The following is a 16662-nucleotide window of genomic DNA, read 5'->3' as shown; positions in this document are numbered from 1 at the left end:
AGAGTTGAATTAGTTTAATGCGATCGCAGTGGTAACTGTCCAGGCATCAACTAATAATAACAACAGAGTAAATACCAACAAAATTAAGTACATCCAAGGCTGTGATAGGGGAATGACATCCGTGGTGTCAATTCCAGTTTTTGCTTGTACTTCCCGCACCAATTTAGTAAATCCAGCCACCCGCATCGGTAACAAATAAGCTTTTCCTTCCTGACTGAGGAAATAGTATACGAGTCCACCTTGTCCGGTAGTACGGGGTTTTAACTCTTTTACCTCTGACCAAGGTAAAAACCAACCGCGCCGAAACCACTTAGGAACCCATAGGGGATATGTCACCTGAATTCCTTGGTCATTTAGTATGACTCGTTCGCTGAGTGCGGCGTATATGGCGATGAAACCGATGCTAATTCCTATCCAAAGCCAAATTGGAGGAACTGGTGCGGCTGTCACCTTTGCTAAAAATGGCAATGGTATGGTGAGGGCTATGTATAAACTCAGCAGTGTAATCCGAATTAAAGGTGAGAGACGGAAAATAGAAGTTGAGTTATTGACTAATGCGGTCACGATTCTACTACAATTAGTTTTTGCTCTTACTTATTATGAGTGAATTTTAAGATGTCGTGCGATCGCACGGGGATCGATCGATTAGTAATAAACTGAGCGAATACGAAAACGGTTCTCTCAGTAAAGGTAGAATTATCGAATTTTGAATTAGGGTTTAAATTTAAACTAACAGCGTTGCAAACGAGTTAAAAACAACACGAGATCGTCCACTGTCTGCCGCAAAACTGATGCAGGCTGGTCAGATTGATTGACAATAATACTAAAAACTAAAGGTTCGTACTTGGGAGGATTGATATATCCAGACAAGGCAACAACGCCACTCATCGTCCCTGTTTTTGCTAAGACAATTCCTTGCGCAGTTGTACCCTGAAAGCGACTTTTCAGAGTGCCGCTCACGCCAGCGACGGGCAAAGAGGTACGATATACAGAGGCAAGGGGTGAATTTGCCATCACTCTGAGAGTTTGGACGATCCCGATTGGACTGGCTAAATTTTGCCGCGACAACCCCGAGCCATCTGCCAGCACGTAACCAGTAGGATCGACCCCCAAGGCAGTCAAAGTCTCTTTGACATTCTGTAAGCCAATTTCATCTGTCGATTGTGTGGTAGGCGTTAGCTGTAATTTCGCTCCCAGTATTCTCAATAAAGCTTCCGCATAGAGATTGTTACTCTGTTGATTTGTCTCCACTAATAACTCTGATAGCGGTGGCGAGACGACAAATGCTATCTCCCGCAGTCCGAGGGTAGACTGCCGCTCTTGTTGTTGCACTAACTCGTTCCCAGGTGATAACGTAATTCCTGCTTGGGCAAGACTGCGCTGAAAGTGACGTAAAAAATGCGCTTTTGGATCGACCACCGCTAAATTTATTGATTCAGGTGGTGCGTTAATTCCCATCTGTCCGGTGACTTTGAGTACTGCTACACCTGAGTCGCGCCTGACGTTGAGGGAAGATTTAGCTGCGGGAACGGCGAGCGCTTCATTTTCGATCTGCCATTGCATACCCTCTCTCAAGTCAGACCAATTGAGGCGTAGGGGTTGACCGACTTGTTGTGGTATCGCAGTTAACTTGACAGTATTTTGATTCAAAATCAAACTATTGACAGGTGCGCCATAGTCTGATTGTATATCTTCCCATTGCCAGCCGGGATTAATGACGGAACCTTGAAAATAATCATCTTCTGCCACTAACTGACTGATGCGATGAAATTGCTGCTGTTTTACCTGTGTTGCTAATGCTTGCAACTGGATGTCGGTTAAGCTAGGGTCGCCGCGACCGATAACTCGTAAACCACCCGCGATCGTGGGATAAACAGAAGTGCGAATTTGAAATTGCGAACCCAGTCTTTGCAAAGCGGCAGCGGTTGTGAATAATTTGACGTTAGATGCTGGAATAAAATAGTTTTGAGCGTCCCGGCTGTATAGCAGATCGCCGCGATTCACGGTTTGGACTAGAATTCCCCAACGGGCGCGATTGAGTTGGGAGCGATCGATCGCCGTGGCGATCGCTGTTTCTAATTGAGCGGGACAAATGGCATTTGTTGCGTTATGTAAAGGCTGCTGGACAATTTTTAAGGATGCATTTAAAGATGCATGTGGTAAAGATGCGTGTGGAATATTGTTAGCTATGGCTGGTAGCATCAAGTAGATCTGAGCGTTGGCAATTGTTAGCAGTAGGCTAACTGGTTTGACAATATCCCTAAGAGCAGATTTCATCATGTTTTTGCTGATACATATTGTACGATTTACTTAATCTCCGACCCGTATAATTACTGCCGACTGCGTGTAGACGATGAAATGCGTACAGACGATTAAAACTATATGACTAAAGTACAAATCGCTAAACAATCGCCTGACAAAAAGACTCTTAGCATACCAAATTTGGCTCAAAGCAGCGATCGCGAGAGTAAAACATACTTTTTATTGGCGATCGCCCTGGTTATTGGAATTTGTAGCGCCATTATCGGCGGATTATTATTTGACCAGTATTTAAAATTATTCTCTACCACTCAAACTGACAAAGGCAGCCATCGCGATTTGTTCTCCGTACCACCAGCAACAAAAGTTCCAGCAGCCAATTTAGTTCAAACCGCTTTTGGCAATCAAGTCCAAGTCACAATTATTGCCGTCAAAAGAATCCCTGGCAAGCCAGATGAAGTTAATGTGGAAATGCAGATTGAAAAACTTACAGATACGCCACTTATAGAAGGTACGATTAGCGTTGGTTCGACTATGGCAAGCAATTCCGAAACCAGCGAATTCTATCGAGCCACTGATTTCATGCGGCGATCGTCTGGTAGAGTTTCACTCAGTAAACTGCGTCAGGATAAACCCATAGATGCTTATGTCGTCCTCGACGTACCGCAGGGAGTCACGACAATCGATCTGTTTGTCGATCAAACTACGCCGTTTAAGAATGTGCCGATCTCGACTGCAAATCAATTTACTAGGGCGGTTTCTCGCGCTGCAACTTCCAACATGACAGCAATGCAGGCGACTGGTAGCTTGATAATGCAACCAAATAGCTTGATTCGTAAAGCTTTGGATAATAAAGCGCAAGTCCAAGTCATTTCAGCACAACGCTTGAATAATCCCGAATTGGCAACTCGCAATGTTGTGAATGTCAAAATGCGGATTTGGCGGTTGGGTACAAAACAGCCAAATTTTCAGGACGTAATTACTGTCAGCGCCACTACAGCCCGTAACCCCGAAACTAGCGAGACTTACAGAGCCTTTGACTTTCTAAATCGAGCCACTAATCCAGTATTCCTATTTTATCTGCGTCCGCAAACTTACTCGGATGCTTATGTTTGGCTACAAGTACCAGAGGGGGTTAATACTCTCGATCTTTTTATCCCAGAGACGGGAACATTTAGAAATGTGCCGATTAGTCAGAATTAGCGGGAGTCGGTACGGGCGCAAAGCAGTGCGCCCGTACTAGGGAGTCGCGAAGCATAAACCAGGTTTTTACTATATTTATTAGCTACGATCGCACTACCAACAACTCTACTTGTGGGACATAATAGGCGATCGCATTTTAATTCAGCACTAGCACAAAGATTGACAACGATAGACTATGAGTAATTTTTTATCTGGTATGGCTGTTATACTCTCAATTTTGGCATTGGGTTTTAGTGGCTTCACTGCCTATCAAGTGTTTACGCTGCAAGAAAAAATTGCTGCTATTAGCAGTAACGCTAGTACTGGTACATCAGGAAATGCTCAACCAGAGACAACAGCACCAGTGTCGTCTGCTGCATCCGACACTACAGCAACCGCGCCCGCTGCTACAAGTGGGATTCAACCAGGACAATTCGTCCAATCTGCTATTGGCAATAAAGCGAAATTAGAGTTACTATCTGTCAAGCGAATCACAGATCCAGAAGCAAAAACGCGCGATGTCGTCAACGTACAAATGCGAATCCGTCGCCTTGCAGCTGATGCTAGCCCTAGCGACGCAATTAATGTAGCAGGTACGAAAGCCCGTAATCCCGATACTAGTGAAACTTACGAACCAGTAGACTATAAGCGATCGTCAGGCAGCGTTAATTTGTACTTTGTGCGGAAAAATGCCTCATCAGACGCTTACGTGTGGTTGAGAATACCGGAAGGTGTGACGGCGATCGATCTGTTTATTCCAGATACAGGTGCATTTAAAAACGTGCCAATTGCAGGTTGAAACTACTTTTTGATAATGGGCAATTGCAACTACCAACTACCCATTACCCATTCCCCTTACCAACTTAAATCTTCGTGCCACACTCAGGACAGAAGTTATTGCGCGAGAGATTTTGTGCGCCGCAATTGCTGCAATGGACGACCTCTACAGCTTTTTCAGCTTTAGGTTGTTTTGGTAAACCCACCATTTGAGCGTTGCTCTTACCGGGTGGAACCATTGGGTAGCAGTTCTCTTCACGATTGACATGCACGTCCATCAAGACGGGACCATCGTGAGCTAGCATTTGGGCGATCGCCGTAGCTAATTCCTCTCGCGTAGAAACTACCATTCCTTTGATGCCGTAGGCTTTAGCCAGCAGCTCGAAATCTGGCATTGAAGGTTCCATATTCGAGGAAGAATAACGCTCTCCGTAAAATGCTTGTTGCCACTGACGTACCATTCCTTGCCAACCGTTATTGACAATTACGGTCTTGACATTAATGCCAAACTGTGCAAGGGTTCCCAATTCTTGTAAATTCATTTGGAAACTCGCATCACCGCTGATGCAAATCACCTCTTCATCTGGCAATGCCACCTTTGCACCCATAGCCGCAGGCATTCCAAAGCCCATCGTTCCCAAGCCAGCACTGGAGATCCAGCGACGGGGACCATTTTTCAAAAATTGCGCCGACCACATTTGATGCTGTCCGACATCGGTAGTGTAGTAAGCATTCGGTGCTTGCTGGCTCAGTTCTACAATCACCTCTTGGGGTGAGAGGCGATCGGCGTGCCGTGGCACGATTAGAGGATAATCTTCTTTCCAACCCTCGATGCGCTTGAGCCATGCTTGAGTTTGGTTAGGATTTTGACATCCCCCTGTTTCCTGACATCGCCGCAGCAACTCGACTAAAACTGTCCGCACGTCGCCGACAATTGGCACTTCTGGGGCGCGGTTTTTGCCAACTTCCGCCGGATCGATATCGATGTGGATGACTTTAGCGCGGGAAGCAAATTCATCTAATTTACCAGTCACGCGATCGTCAAATCTTGCCCCAACAGCAATTAATAAATCGCACTCACTCACGGCAAAATTGGCGTATGCCGTACCGTGCATTCCCAACATTCCCACAGCCAAGGAATTGTGTTCGTCAAAAATCCCTTTGCCCATCAAAGTTGTGGTAACGGGAATTTGGAACATTTCTGCTAGTTGTCGAATTTCTGCATGTGCGCCAGAGGCGATCGCGCCTCCTCCCACATATAGTAATGGGCGCTGGCTCTCCCGGATCAACTGCACTGCTTGCACGATTTGACGTGGATTTCCCTTGACAGTAGGGCGATATCCAGTCAACCTCACCGTTCCTGGTTCTACAGGTACGTAGTCAAATTCTTCTAGCCCCACATCTTTCGGCACGTCAACCAAAACTGGTCCTGGTCTACCCGTACTAGCAATGTAGAAAGCTTCCGCCACAATCCTCGCCATATCAGCGGGATCGCGCACCACGTAGGAATGCTTGACGATTGGCAGGGTAATGCCATAAATATCAGTTTCCTGAAACCCATCCGTGCCAATTGCGGCGCGGGAGACTTGTCCCGTTACGATCACCATCGGAATCGAGTCCATATGGGCTGTCGCAATTCCCGTCACTAGGTTAGTTGCCCCAGGTCCAGAAGTGCCAAAACACACGCCTACCTTACCAGTAGCGCGGGCATAGCCATCAGCCGCATGAGCCGCGCCTTGTTCGTGTCTGACCAAAATATGTTGAATCCCACCAGCAGCCTCCGCCCGATATAGCTCATCGTAAATTGGTAAAATTGCTCCGCCGGGATAACCGAAAATATGTTCGACTCCGTGACGCTTGAGACTGTCAATCAGAGCATAAGCCCCAGTCGCCCGTTTGGGCGTAACTAGAGGCGTAGTAGAAATTGCCGATGAATTCAGATGACCGTTTTTGATGGAAACACTGTGGGTACGAGATGCTCGCACGGGAAACCTCACGCAGTACTTAGTTAACTAGGGGGATACCTGTATTTATATTTTGTATTTTAAATTGCCAATCGATTATTAAATTTACTCTAGTATCTAATGTTCAGGATCTCATGACATAGATAAAAAGCGCTGAATCATAGGATAAGTTTTATCTATGCGGGAGTCGGGAGTCGGGGGAAGAGATCTGAGGGAGCGAGGGGAGAGTCGCCTACTTGGGGGAGAAATCACTAGTCACTTGTAACAAAGCATTAGCTATCGCTTCTACGCTATCGAAACTTTAATAATTCTTCAATAGTTAAATCAATATCGCTGGCAATCTGCCTTAGTAGCCTGGGTGATATGTCGCGTCCTTGGTGAAACGGAACTGTTGTTCCTCGACCATCATTGTGTCGGAATTGCATGTGCGGTTCTTTCTGGCGTACTTCAGCAAATTCAAGGTTTTCTAGTATCTGAATGACCTCCTGCGGTTTTAAAACAGGAATATTACTCATAAATCTACCGAACTGCAATTTGTTGAATTCCGACAAACTCGGTTTGGAAAAATGGTTTTTCGTCCTCTAGAAGCATTTCAATGACCTCACGTAGATTCTCTTGTAACTCATCGAGAGTTTCGCCTTGGGAATCCGCTCCAGGAAAACCAGGGACGTAGCCCACATACAGTTGAGTATCGGTATCTCTCTCGATAATTGCAGTAAAAGTTGTCATCTATCTATGCTCTCTACACCCCAATTAAATCGCATCTTTCAAAACTCTACGAGTATTTTGCCACGCCCAGATCCCGATCGCGGTGACGGCGACACTCATCCCGATCAGAACGCTGCGTAAGCCAAAGGCAATGGTTAGCCTTTCGGTAATCAGCAAAGGTGCGGATAAAGCAATATTGATCGCGTGGTTTTGAAAGCCGAATACCTTACCGTGCATTTCCGGTGGAGTTTGCTGTTGAATTAGGGTTTGCATCGGTACGCCGATAAAACCAGCCCCAACACCCAGCAACACAGACAATCCCAAGGCAAGGAATAGACTGTGGGTAAATGTAAATATGCCTAAGACAAACGCCATCATCAAAAATCCGTACAAAGGTAGAGGCTTGTGATGCAAGCGATCGCCCCAGTGACCTAAAATTGCCGCACCGAATACCATACCTACCCCAGCTGCCGCCAGAAAAAAGCCGAATTGCTTTTCTTTCAAACCAAACTCTGCTGCTAGGCGAATTGCTAGTACGGTTACAGCAGCAAATACACAATATAAAGTTGTCATTTGCAACATGGCATTTAATACCAAACGATTGCGTCGCAAATAATCCAAACTCTCTTTAAACTCAGTCCAAGCATTTTTTTTCTGTCGTTCTTCTCTATGGGACTGCCGTTCTTGAAAGCTTATCGGCTGCATGATCCCCGCCGATAGTAGATATAATCCACCCACGACTAATTCTTGTCCTGAATCACCCAAAGAAGATTTCGCCCAGCTTAACAACGGTTCCCCCACAGCAAAACCAACAATTAACGCGCCCATCATCGTGCTGCTGAAAAGGGCATTAGCAGACATGAGTTGTTCTCGCTTAACTAGCAAGGGGATCGCTGTTTGTTCGGCGGGGGCAAAAAATTGCGTCACTGTAGAAATCGCAAAAGTCAGCAATAGCAAAATCAGAAATTGCCGTGGTAGAAGCGGGATCATCAGTGTCAACAGCCCTCGTACCACATCAGAGCCAACCATGATCGGCTTTTTTGGGACGCGATCGACCAATATACCCCCAGCAGAACCAAACAGAATTGCTGGTAGGGTAAACGCCATAAATAGGTCAGAACGCCTGGTATCCTCTATGCCTGCGGCAAGGGGATAGTTTTCCAACAGGGCGATCGTCAGGACGAGAAAAACTTTATCTGCTAGCTGGGACAACAGTTGCCCGATCCACAGCAGCATAAAATTTCGATTGTGCAACAGGGCGCGAAACCCATTTGTGTTAGCAGGCGGTTCGGTGGGAAACATTTAGATTAGGGAGCAGGGAGCAGGGAGCAGGGAATTGTAGGGGCGGGTTTACCCAAAGTCTGTAGTTAGTATCAGAGTTTGTTTGGAAAACCCGCCCGTACGGGAGTCGGGTAATAGGGAGACAAGGGATCGATTCTAGCCACCAGCCACTAGCCACTAACCACTCCCTCGTTCCCGTGTCGTTTTAAAAGCATAGACAAAAATTCAGATGCCGTCAGGTAAGTACGGTGTTGCAAGTGACTCTCATCTGAGTGTACCCACCAACCTGTAATTGTTGGCAGCGATCGCCATAGTACCAAATGCTCTACGGGCGGATCGGCATAAAAGCTGTCGTTTCCACCGCCTAAGAGGGCGGAACTCCAGTGGGTGAAAGGGTCGTGGCTAAGGCGATAGCAGGGAAAGTTAGCAAATAAAGGCACTCCCCATCCGTCTACCGCGATCGCCGCGCGTACTTTGCCCCCCATCAGTTGCCATCCCCAGGCTGCACCAAGTGCGCCTACGACTCCAGCGCTAAAACCGAGGAAAATCAACGGCGGCGCAGATTTTGGACTGCCGAGGCGATCGTGAAGAAACTGTAAAATGCCTACGGCAGATAGGGATAAATACGGATATGGCGGAGAATAAACCAGTAAATTTCCCGTTTCTTTTAGCTGCGATAGAGAGATAAAACTTGACTCGAAGGCTGTGATTAACGCTTGAGTCAGATGCAAATCGTGGATTCCCGCACAAATAACGACTTTCATGACTTGAATTTAGAAAGTTTTAAGAAGTCTTTCAGTGTTCTTACTGTAGTTACTCCTGGCTTCTCGAAACGAAACTTTGAAGAATACAAACCTTGTTTTTAAGTATCTAGAGTTTAGATGATTACCGCCGCCCACCAACGGCTGAATGCCTCAGCAGAAAAGTTATCAAAAACAAAATTTTTTATTGGAAATTCAACGCTGCTAGAAGATGAAGCCGCCAGACTAGCAGCTCTCTATCGGTGTCAAATTCTCGATACACCGCCAGAACCAGAGTTTGATGAAATTGTGCGATTGGCGGCGTTAATTTGCGGCGTTCCTATTGTTAGCATTAGTTTTATCGATCTCGATCGCCAGTGGTTTAAGGCGTGTTTTGGTTGGCAGATCGAGTCCCTCGCGCGCGATCTGGCGTTGTGCGGACGAGCGCTACAACAAAAAGAAGTTTTCGTTGTCAGCGATGCTTCCACAGACTCTCAGTTTGCTACCCATCCCTTAGTTTGTTCCCAGCCCTACATTCGCTTTCATGCTAGCGTTCCCCTGATTGTTGCGGAAGGATACGCAATTGGGAGTTTGTGTGCGATCGACCGCACGGCGCGAGAACTGGATTTGCAGCAAATAGAAGCATTGCAGTCTTTAGGTCGTCAAGTGGTGAAGTTGTTGGAACAGAGAAGCGAACGCCTTTCATCGACACCAACTATCAACCGCCAACATCCCAGTAACAAGCACTTTTTTACCCGCATGGCGCTTGGCTTGGGTTTAGCTTCAGCAACGTTAATTGGGGTAGGAGCAGTGTCTCATCACACTCTGACTAGTCTAGGGCGCAATCACGACAAGCAAATCCAGCACTATCGCGTCCTCGAAGACTTGAAAGACATCCATGCCTCCATGCAGAAGGCAACGATCGCCAAACATCGCTATATCGTTACTGGACAACTTAGCTATTTAGAACCTTACTACGACGCGGCAAGAGACATTCAAACTAAAGTCATCCATCTCCAGCAGGAAACTGGCAATAATCCTCACCAACAGCGCCGTTTGTCAACTCTGCAACCCTTAATCGAGCAAAAAATTACTGAAATCGAACAAGCAACTTTTTTAAGAAAGACTAAAGGAGCTACAGCCGCTTCTCAAACTACCCTATTAGAAAAATCGAAGCAGATCGCAGATAAAATTGAAGCGATCGTCCAAGAGATGGAAAGCACGGAGTACGCTCTGTTACAGAAGCAGTCGCAAGCAGAATTTACGCGCACTCGTCAATCCATGTTTGCCTTTGCTGCTGCTATTTGCCTGAATATGTTGCTCTTAACTGGAGTCTACGGTTTTACCGATCGCGAAATCAGAGAGCGCCAGCAAATAACCGAAGCGATCGCCCAGGAACGAGATTTTTCGGAAGCAATCCTCAATACCGCCGGCGCTTTGGTGGTGGTTCTCGACCCGCAAGGGAGAATTCTTCGCTGTAACCGCACCTGCGAAGAAATGACCGCTCGCACCGCAACAGAAGTTAAAGGAAAGTTTTTCTGGGAATTATTTTCGCTCCCTGGTGAAGCTGAATCGCCCAAAACTCACTGGGAAAATTTACTTACCAGTCAATCGGCAAGTCAATATGAAGGTTACTGTCTCAACCGCGATGGTAATACTCGCCGCATTGCTTGGACAAATACGATCCTGCGCGATCGCCAAGGGTTAGTAGAGTACGCGATCGCCTGTGGGATGGACGTTACGGCTCATTCCACTGCTGAAGAAAGCCTGCGTCACAGCGAACAACACTTACGTAACATTATCAATAGCTTATTCTCCTTTGTTGCCGTTCTCTCGGCTGATGGTACGCTGATCGAAGCCAACCAAGCTTTACTCGATGCAGCCGATCTTCAGCCCAAAGATGTTTTAGGTAAATCCTTGATTCAAACTTACTGGTGGTCTTACTCTCCCACGGTGCAAGCCGAGTTGCGATCGGCGATCGATCGCGTCAGTCAGGGTGAAAAAGTGCGTTATGAAGGCGAAGCAAAAGTAGGCGACGATCGATTCATCACGATTGACTTTGCTTTCACACCGATGTACGATGCCAGCGGTAAAATTAGTTACATCATTGCCTCTGGTACTGATGTAACCGAACGCAAGCAAGCGGAAGCAGAAAGAGTGCAAGCTAACGAGCAACTGAGTAATTGGGTCAACGAACTCAAACAGCGCAACCACGAAATTACCTATCTCAGCTATACCGTTGATGTACTACAAGCTTGTCTGACGCTGGAAGAAGCTTGCACCACCCTAGCTCAACTCGTGCAATCTCTGTTCCCGCAAGCATCGGGGGGAATTTTTCTCAACCGCAACACGAAAAGTTTACTAGAACCAGTTGCTACCTGGGGAGTCCCCCTCTTAGCAAATCAGCAAGCTTTTAATCCCGATGATTGTTGGGCGCTCCGCTTGGGTAAACCTCATTGGGTAGATGATGCCGACGACGGTTTGCTCTGCAAACACGTACACCACAGCTTACCAGCTGAGTCCTTGTGCGTGCCTTTGATGGCGCATCGAGAAACCTTCGGCGTGCTTTATCTCGGTTCGCTAGAGAAGGGCGTTCTTTCCCCTGCCAAAAGGCAACTAGCGATTGGAGTCGCAGAACATATCGCTCCGACTTTAGCTAATTTAAAACTCCGCGAAACTTTGAAAAACCAGAGCATTCGCGACTCGCTGACTGGTTTATTCAATCGACGTTATATGGAAGAAGCTTTAGAGCGGGAAATGCTACGTTGCGATCGCAAGCAACAACCACTTTCCGTAATTATGCTCGATGTCGATTACTTCAAGCGGATCAACGACACTCTCGGACACGATGCTGGCGATGCCGTGTTACGAGAATTAGGACGCTGCCTGCAAAGTTACGTCCGAGGTTCGGATATTGCTTGTCGTTACGGTGGAGAGGAATTTCTGCTCATTCTTCCCGAAGCCTCCCTTGGAGTAACGCAATTACGTGCCGAACAAATTCGCGCCGCTGTCAAACAACTGCATGTCGAATCTTCCGGTCAACCCATAGGAGCAATAACTCTATCTTTAGGAGTAGCTAGCTTTCCCAAACACGGTTTAGAGGGAGAAGCCATTCTCAAAGCTGCCGATACCGCTCTCTATCGCGCTAAACAAGAAGGACGCGATCGGGCGATCGTTGCCTAATTCCGAGTAGAGCCGTTGCACGCAGCGTCTCTACTCGATTCTTAAAACATATGTATTTCTCCTAGAGATAGACCAATCCCCCTATAGGGGATGCTAACCTAGTGTGAGTAAGAGTAGTACCAGCGATCGCGGGGTATGAGAATTTGTACTCTCCCTGCTACAAGCATCAAAGACTGGCAGAACATTTATTCAGGCGAGGCAAGGAAATTGGTAGCAACTCCAGAGAAACAACAACCTCAAGCGCCAGCTCCAAATTATAACCAAGACAGAGTTGCCGTTTTACTAATGGGTTATGGTGAAGTTGAAAGCTATGCAGATTTCGCCAACTATAACGAACAAGCTTTAAATCTACTTACAGCTAAATTTGCCCCCGTGCCAACGTGGATCTATCCTCCTTTAGCAAAGCTATTGGCAATGTTTGACTTGCACGAGTGGCAGCATCAACACAACCACTTTGTTTCCCCCCATAACGCAATTTTCGAGCAGCAACGGGCGGGAATCGAGCAAGAGCTACAAGCTAAATGGGGCGATCGCATTCAAGTCTTCAAAGCCTTCAACTTTTGCGCTCCCTACCTTCCAGAGCAAGTTCTCACAGAAATCAAGGCACAAGGATTTGACAAACTACTGATTTATCCTCTACTGGTTGTCGATTCTATTTTCACCAGCGGCATTGCTGTCGAACAAGTTAATAATGCTTTAGCAAAGTTAGCTGATGGTGAAGAACACTGGCTGAAGGGACAACGCTACATTCCTTCTTTCTACAACGAACCTGCCTATATCAATTTGATGGCGCAGTTGGTAGAAGAAAAAATCGCCGCCGAGCTTGCGTCTGCTTACTTACCTTCCCAGATCGGCATCGTGTTAATGAATCACGGTTGTCCCCACAAAGCTAAGGGTTTCACGTCGGGGATTGCAGAAAGTGAAGCTCTATACGAACTAGTGAGAGAACAACTCATCCACCGCTACCCACTGATCTCTGTAGGCTGGCTCAACCACGATACTCCTCTCATTGAATGGACGCAGCCAAATGCATTCCAAGCAGCAAAAAATCTGATCGATTTGGGCGCAACGGCGATCGTCTTCATGCCAATTGGTTTTGCCACAGAAAATCATGAAACTCTACTAGACGTAGACCACATCATTCACAACTTGCGACGCAAGCATTCCACAATTAGCTACGTGCAAATGCCTTGTGTAAATGCTCATTCTCGCTTTCTACAAATGGCAGCAGAATGGGCGAATCCTCAAATTGCTGCTCTTCTATCAGAGCAGGCACTCTCAGTTAATCCTCAGTTAGCGGTTGTGTCCGCTCACCACCATCACCACGACCATCACGACGGACATCATCACCACGACGGACATCATCACCATTAGAAATGTAGAGACGTTGCACGCAACGTCTCTACATTTTTAGGAAACACCGCGTAATTTGCGCGTATTCTCAACTAAACTTTGAGCAAATTGGTCGAAGCGTTGCGACAATTTTTCATCCAATAGCTTGCCATCAGCTCCAAAAGCTTTCCACGCTTGTCCGATCGCAATTTGTTCCGGTATTACCCAAGCGTGAACCCATCTCATAATTAACCGCATATCGTTGAGAGCATTGCTATTTGGTTGACCACCTAGAACGCTAATTAGCCCTGCAACTTTACTATCTAGCTGGTCGAAGCTCATCAAATCTAAGGCATTCTTCAGCACGCCGCTAATGCTACCGTGATACTCGGGCGTAGCCAAAACTAAGCCATCAGCCTGCTGGACTGTATTCTGCAACCGCTCTACGTCTGGGTAGCCTGGATACTCATCGCCCCCATGACAAAAGGGTAACTGCATCTGCCTTAAATCTAAAATCTCTACCTCTGCTCCTAGTGCTTCGACTCGCCTCGCTGCAATTTCTAATGCGAGTTGGCTGTATGAATCTTCTCGCAAGCTGCCACCGATACCCACAATCTTAACCATATCTCAATCCTTGTTGACGATATTTGTTGACTATCGCAAAAGTAAAACTAGAATATTCCTTGTTTCACTTGTTTGATGGCTTTATCTATTTTTTCTGCTTGTTGATACTCGTAATCATTACGAGTATGTTTAAATTAAATATAGCGACTTTTACTAGAGGATGTCAAATTTGAGGAAATAGTAGTAAGTCATCGGTCATTAGTCATCAGTCATTGGCAAGAGGTAACCGATCGCGGACAACTTTGTACAGACGTTACATGTAACGTCTCCATACTGATAACTGACAACTGATTCAGGAAGTTACACTAGAGATTGGAAGAATTGAGTTTATAGCTGGAGCTAAGGCAAAATCTCTTCAATCTGTTAAGTATGAAATAGAACGGTGGATCGTACCTACCGTCCTTTGCAAAACAGTTTATGGGTCAAGGCAGCGACAGAGGGCATTTTAATATGAGAGGTTCGCGCAAACAGTCATTAGATCGGCGATCGCCAGTCGGTAGCAAAGCTATGAATATGGCGAAGCGAAGTCTATGGCATTTGGCAGCAAGTGGAATGATATTGCAGTCAATGCTTGTAGGTACTCCGGTACTGGCGCAAAGAGAAAATTCCAACACGCTGAATTACGGCGAATTGTTACGCAGCATCGATCGCGGAGATGTTACCAGAATAGAGCTTGACCCAGCGCAGAATATTGCTAAAGTTCAGCTCAAGGGACAAAAGGCGGACGAACCACCTAAAGAAGTATTGTTATTACAACAAAATCCAGAATTAATTAATAGAGCTAGAGATAGACAAGTCCCATTGGAAGTCAATTCTTCTGCTGATAGTAGGGCTGCAGTGGGTCTGCTAGCAAATTTACTCTGGATCGTGCCTCTGATGGCGTTGATGTTGCTATTGTTACGTCGTTCAGCTAATTCTTCTAATCAAGCCCTGAGTTTTGGGAAGTCTCGCGCTAGATTTCAAATGGAAGCTAAAACGGGCGTAAAATTTGACGATGTTGCAGGGATTGACGAAGCCAAAGAAGAGTTACAAGAAGTTGTGACTTTCCTCAAACAGCCAGAGAAATTTACCGCAGTCGGGGCAAAAATTCCTAAAGGAGTTTTGTTAATCGGACCCCCAGGAACGGGGAAAACATTACTAGCAAAAGCGATCGCTGGGGAAGCAGCAGTCCCATTTTTCAGTATCTCTGGTAGCGAATTCGTCGAAATGTTCGTCGGTGTCGGTGCATCGCGGGTACGAGACCTATTTAAGAAAGCGAAAGAAAATGCCCCCTGCTTAATATTTATCGATGAAATTGACGCGGTAGGCAGACAAAGAGGTGCGGGAATTGGTGGTGGAAACGATGAGAGAGAGCAAACTCTCAACCAATTACTCACAGAAATGGACGGGTTTGAAGGCAATACGGGAATTATCATCATTGCTGCGACGAACCGTCCTGACGTACTCGATGCGGCATTATTACGTCCCGGTCGATTCGATCGCCAAGTCACGGTGGATCTGCCAGCATATAAAGGACGATTGGGCATTTTACAAGTCCACGCCCGTAATAAGAAAGTCGATGATTCCGTCTCTTTAGAAGCGATCGCCCAACGCACTCCAGGGTTCTCTGGTGCAGATTTAGCGAATCTACTCAACGAAGCGGCAATTCTAACCGCGAGACGGCGCAAAGAGGCGATTACACCGTTGGAAATTCTGGATGCGATCGATCGAATTACGATTGGGTTGTCGCTCACACCCTTATTAGACAGTAAGAAAAAGCGGTTGTTGGCTTATCATGAAATCGGACACGCCTTATTAATTACGCTGCTGAAAAATTCCGATCCTTTAAATAAGGTGACAATTATTCCCCGTTCAGGCGGAATTGGTGGTTTTGCCCAAAGCGTACCCGATGAAGAAAATGTAGACAGTAGCTACTTGCGCAGTCGCGCTTGGATTTTAGACCGAATTGCGATCGCCCTGGGAGGATTAGCCACTGAAGCCGAAGTATTTGGCGATTCAGAAGTCACTACGGGTGCTTCTGGAGACTTAAAAATGGTTGCTAACCTAGCGCGGGAAATGGTGACATTATACGGAATGTCAGATTTGGGTCCAGTCGCTCTAGAAAGTCCAGATAACGAGGTATTTTTAGGGGGAGGGTGGATGGAGCGATCGGAATATTCCGAAGAGATGGCAAGAAAAATCGACAATCAAGTTAGGGCGATCGCGACTGAAGCATTTACAAAAGCGCGGACAATTATCCGCGAAAATCGCGATTTAGTCGATCGCTTAGTAGATTTGTTAGTCGATAACGAGACAATTGAAGGCGAACAATTCCGGCAAATTGTCACCGAATACATGCAAGAAAAAGAGCAAAAATTATCTGTTGTTTGAGCTTGACTTGTTAGTAGGGTGGGCATTGCCCACCCTACTTTTTTATGACTGAATAATGATGCTTTATTTAACAAGCATGATGAATGCGATCGAATCACTTCTTGGGGCGCTATTCCATCGAACTTCTCCAAGGCTTTGCACTCTAAGCACCCTATTGCATAGACTATAGTGCAAGAGTAAGGCAGAAAAAGAGAAAATAACTAAAGTTTGTCTGTCTAATCACCCAGATTCCACTAATATAC

At 46.3% G+C, this 16662-nt stretch carries 13 protein-coding genes; 5 read left to right on the top strand and 8 right to left on the bottom strand.

The genetic code is table 11. From position 1 onward, the window contains the following. Nucleotides 1–9 precede the first annotated feature (9 nt). Nucleotides 10–567, bottom strand: a complete 558-nt coding sequence (locus tag H6G17_RS22730; RefSeq protein WP_192160915.1) for a hypothetical protein — start codon at nucleotides 565–567, stop codon at nucleotides 10–12. A gap of 162 nt (nucleotides 568–729) precedes the next feature. Continuing rightward, nucleotides 730–2280: a D-alanyl-D-alanine carboxypeptidase/D-alanyl-D-alanine-endopeptidase gene (gene dacB / locus H6G17_RS22725; RefSeq protein WP_192160884.1), complete on the bottom strand. Its 1551-nt coding sequence runs from the start codon at nucleotides 2278–2280 to the stop codon at nucleotides 730–732. A 102-nt stretch (nucleotides 2281–2382) separates the two neighbouring features. Here dacB and H6G17_RS22720 point away from each other — a divergent pair, with 102 nt between their 5' ends. Both H6G17_RS22720 and H6G17_RS22715 read left to right on the top strand, forming a co-directional pair. After that, complete coding sequence (locus tag H6G17_RS22720; RefSeq protein ID WP_192160883.1) at nucleotides 2383–3462, top strand: hypothetical protein; 1080 nt, start codon at nucleotides 2383–2385, stop codon at nucleotides 3460–3462. A 175-nt stretch (nucleotides 3463–3637) separates the two neighbouring features. Continuing rightward, a complete protein-coding gene (locus H6G17_RS22715; RefSeq protein ID WP_192160882.1) occupies nucleotides 3638–4240 on the top strand; it encodes a hypothetical protein in 603 nt (200 codons plus the stop codon). A 64-nt stretch (nucleotides 4241–4304) separates the two neighbouring features. On the opposite strand, the gene ilvB is transcribed toward H6G17_RS22715, so the two are convergent. From ilvB to H6G17_RS22690, 5 genes are all read right to left on the bottom strand, one after another. Further along, the gene (gene ilvB / locus H6G17_RS22710; protein WP_199316936.1) at nucleotides 4305–6158 is read right to left on the bottom strand and encodes a biosynthetic-type acetolactate synthase large subunit; all 1854 of its coding nucleotides are present in this window, start codon (nucleotides 6156–6158) and stop codon (nucleotides 4305–4307) included. Between the two features lie 314 nt (nucleotides 6159–6472). Continuing rightward, nucleotides 6473–6697 carry a type II toxin-antitoxin system HicA family toxin gene (locus H6G17_RS22705; protein ID WP_192160881.1) on the bottom strand — a complete coding sequence of 75 codons (225 nt, stop codon included), beginning with the start codon at nucleotides 6695–6697 and terminating at the stop codon, nucleotides 6473–6475. A gap of 4 nt (nucleotides 6698–6701) precedes the next feature. Continuing rightward, complete coding sequence (locus tag H6G17_RS22700; protein ID WP_192160880.1) at nucleotides 6702–6911, bottom strand: type II toxin-antitoxin system HicB family antitoxin; 210 nt, start codon at nucleotides 6909–6911, stop codon at nucleotides 6702–6704. Between the two features lie 24 nt (nucleotides 6912–6935). Beyond that, entirely contained in the window at nucleotides 6936–8192 is a 1257-nt protein-coding gene (locus H6G17_RS22695) for an MFS transporter (RefSeq protein ID WP_192160879.1), read from the bottom strand. A 149-nt stretch (nucleotides 8193–8341) separates the two neighbouring features. Next, on the bottom strand, nucleotides 8342–8935 hold the full coding sequence (locus tag H6G17_RS22690) for a hypothetical protein (protein WP_192160878.1): 594 nt from the start codon (nucleotides 8933–8935) through the stop codon (nucleotides 8342–8344). Nucleotides 8936–9052: 117 nt separating this feature from the next. On the opposite strand from H6G17_RS22690, the gene H6G17_RS22685 reads away from it, so the two are divergent. Next, nucleotides 9053–12094, top strand: a complete 3042-nt coding sequence (locus H6G17_RS22685; RefSeq protein ID WP_192160877.1) for a diguanylate cyclase — start codon at nucleotides 9053–9055, stop codon at nucleotides 12092–12094. A 207-nt stretch (nucleotides 12095–12301) separates the two neighbouring features. Then, nucleotides 12302–13468 (top strand): ferrochelatase, encoded by a 1167-nt coding sequence (locus H6G17_RS22680; protein ID WP_192160913.1) that lies wholly within the window; start codon nucleotides 12302–12304, stop codon nucleotides 13466–13468. A gap of 36 nt (nucleotides 13469–13504) precedes the next feature. Here the strand turns inward: H6G17_RS22680 and H6G17_RS22675 are convergent, their stop codons facing one another. After that, complete coding sequence (locus tag H6G17_RS22675; protein ID WP_192160876.1) at nucleotides 13505–14050, bottom strand: NADPH-dependent FMN reductase; 546 nt, start codon at nucleotides 14048–14050, stop codon at nucleotides 13505–13507. Nucleotides 14051–14557: 507 nt separating this feature from the next. Here H6G17_RS22675 and ftsH point away from each other — a divergent pair. Then, nucleotides 14558–16420, top strand: a complete 1863-nt coding sequence (gene ftsH, locus H6G17_RS22670) for an ATP-dependent zinc metalloprotease FtsH (RefSeq protein ID WP_192160912.1) — start codon at nucleotides 14558–14560, stop codon at nucleotides 16418–16420. The last annotated feature ends 242 nt before the right edge of the window (nucleotides 16421–16662 follow it).

It is taken from the genome of Chroococcidiopsis sp. [FACHB-1243] (assembly GCF_014696895.1).
In the GTDB taxonomy this organism is placed as follows: Bacteria; Cyanobacteriota; Cyanobacteriia; order Cyanobacteriales; family Chroococcidiopsidaceae; genus Chroococcidiopsis.
This window is presented reverse-complemented; position numbering and strand designations above follow the sequence as displayed.

What these genes read in the sequence shown, in the direction of transcription:
- H6G17_RS22690 (WP_192160878.1), bottom strand. Translation starts at nt 8,935, where the DNA reads ATGAAAGTCGTTATTTGTGCGGGAATCCACGATTTGCATCTGACTCAA.
- H6G17_RS22685 (WP_192160877.1), top strand. Translation starts at nt 9,053, where the DNA reads ATGATTACCGCCGCCCACCAACGGCTGAATGCCTCAGCAGAAAAGTTA.
- ftsH (WP_192160912.1), top strand. Translation starts at nt 14,558, where the DNA reads ATGAATATGGCGAAGCGAAGTCTATGGCATTTGGCAGCAAGTGGAATG.
- H6G17_RS22715 (WP_192160882.1), top strand. Translation starts at nt 3,638, where the DNA reads ATGAGTAATTTTTTATCTGGTATGGCTGTTATACTCTCAATTTTGGCA.
- H6G17_RS22675 (WP_192160876.1), bottom strand. Translation starts at nt 14,050, where the DNA reads ATGGTTAAGATTGTGGGTATCGGTGGCAGCTTGCGAGAAGATTCATAC.
- H6G17_RS22720 (WP_192160883.1), top strand. Translation starts at nt 2,383, where the DNA reads ATGACTAAAGTACAAATCGCTAAACAATCGCCTGACAAAAAGACTCTT.
- H6G17_RS22705 (WP_192160881.1), bottom strand. Translation starts at nt 6,697, where the DNA reads ATGAGTAATATTCCTGTTTTAAAACCGCAGGAGGTCATTCAGATACTA.
- H6G17_RS22700 (WP_192160880.1), bottom strand. Translation starts at nt 6,911, where the DNA reads ATGACAACTTTTACTGCAATTATCGAGAGAGATACCGATACTCAACTG.
- H6G17_RS22695 (WP_192160879.1), bottom strand. Translation starts at nt 8,192, where the DNA reads ATGTTTCCCACCGAACCGCCTGCTAACACAAATGGGTTTCGCGCCCTG.
- dacB (WP_192160884.1), bottom strand. Translation starts at nt 2,280, where the DNA reads ATGATGAAATCTGCTCTTAGGGATATTGTCAAACCAGTTAGCCTACTG.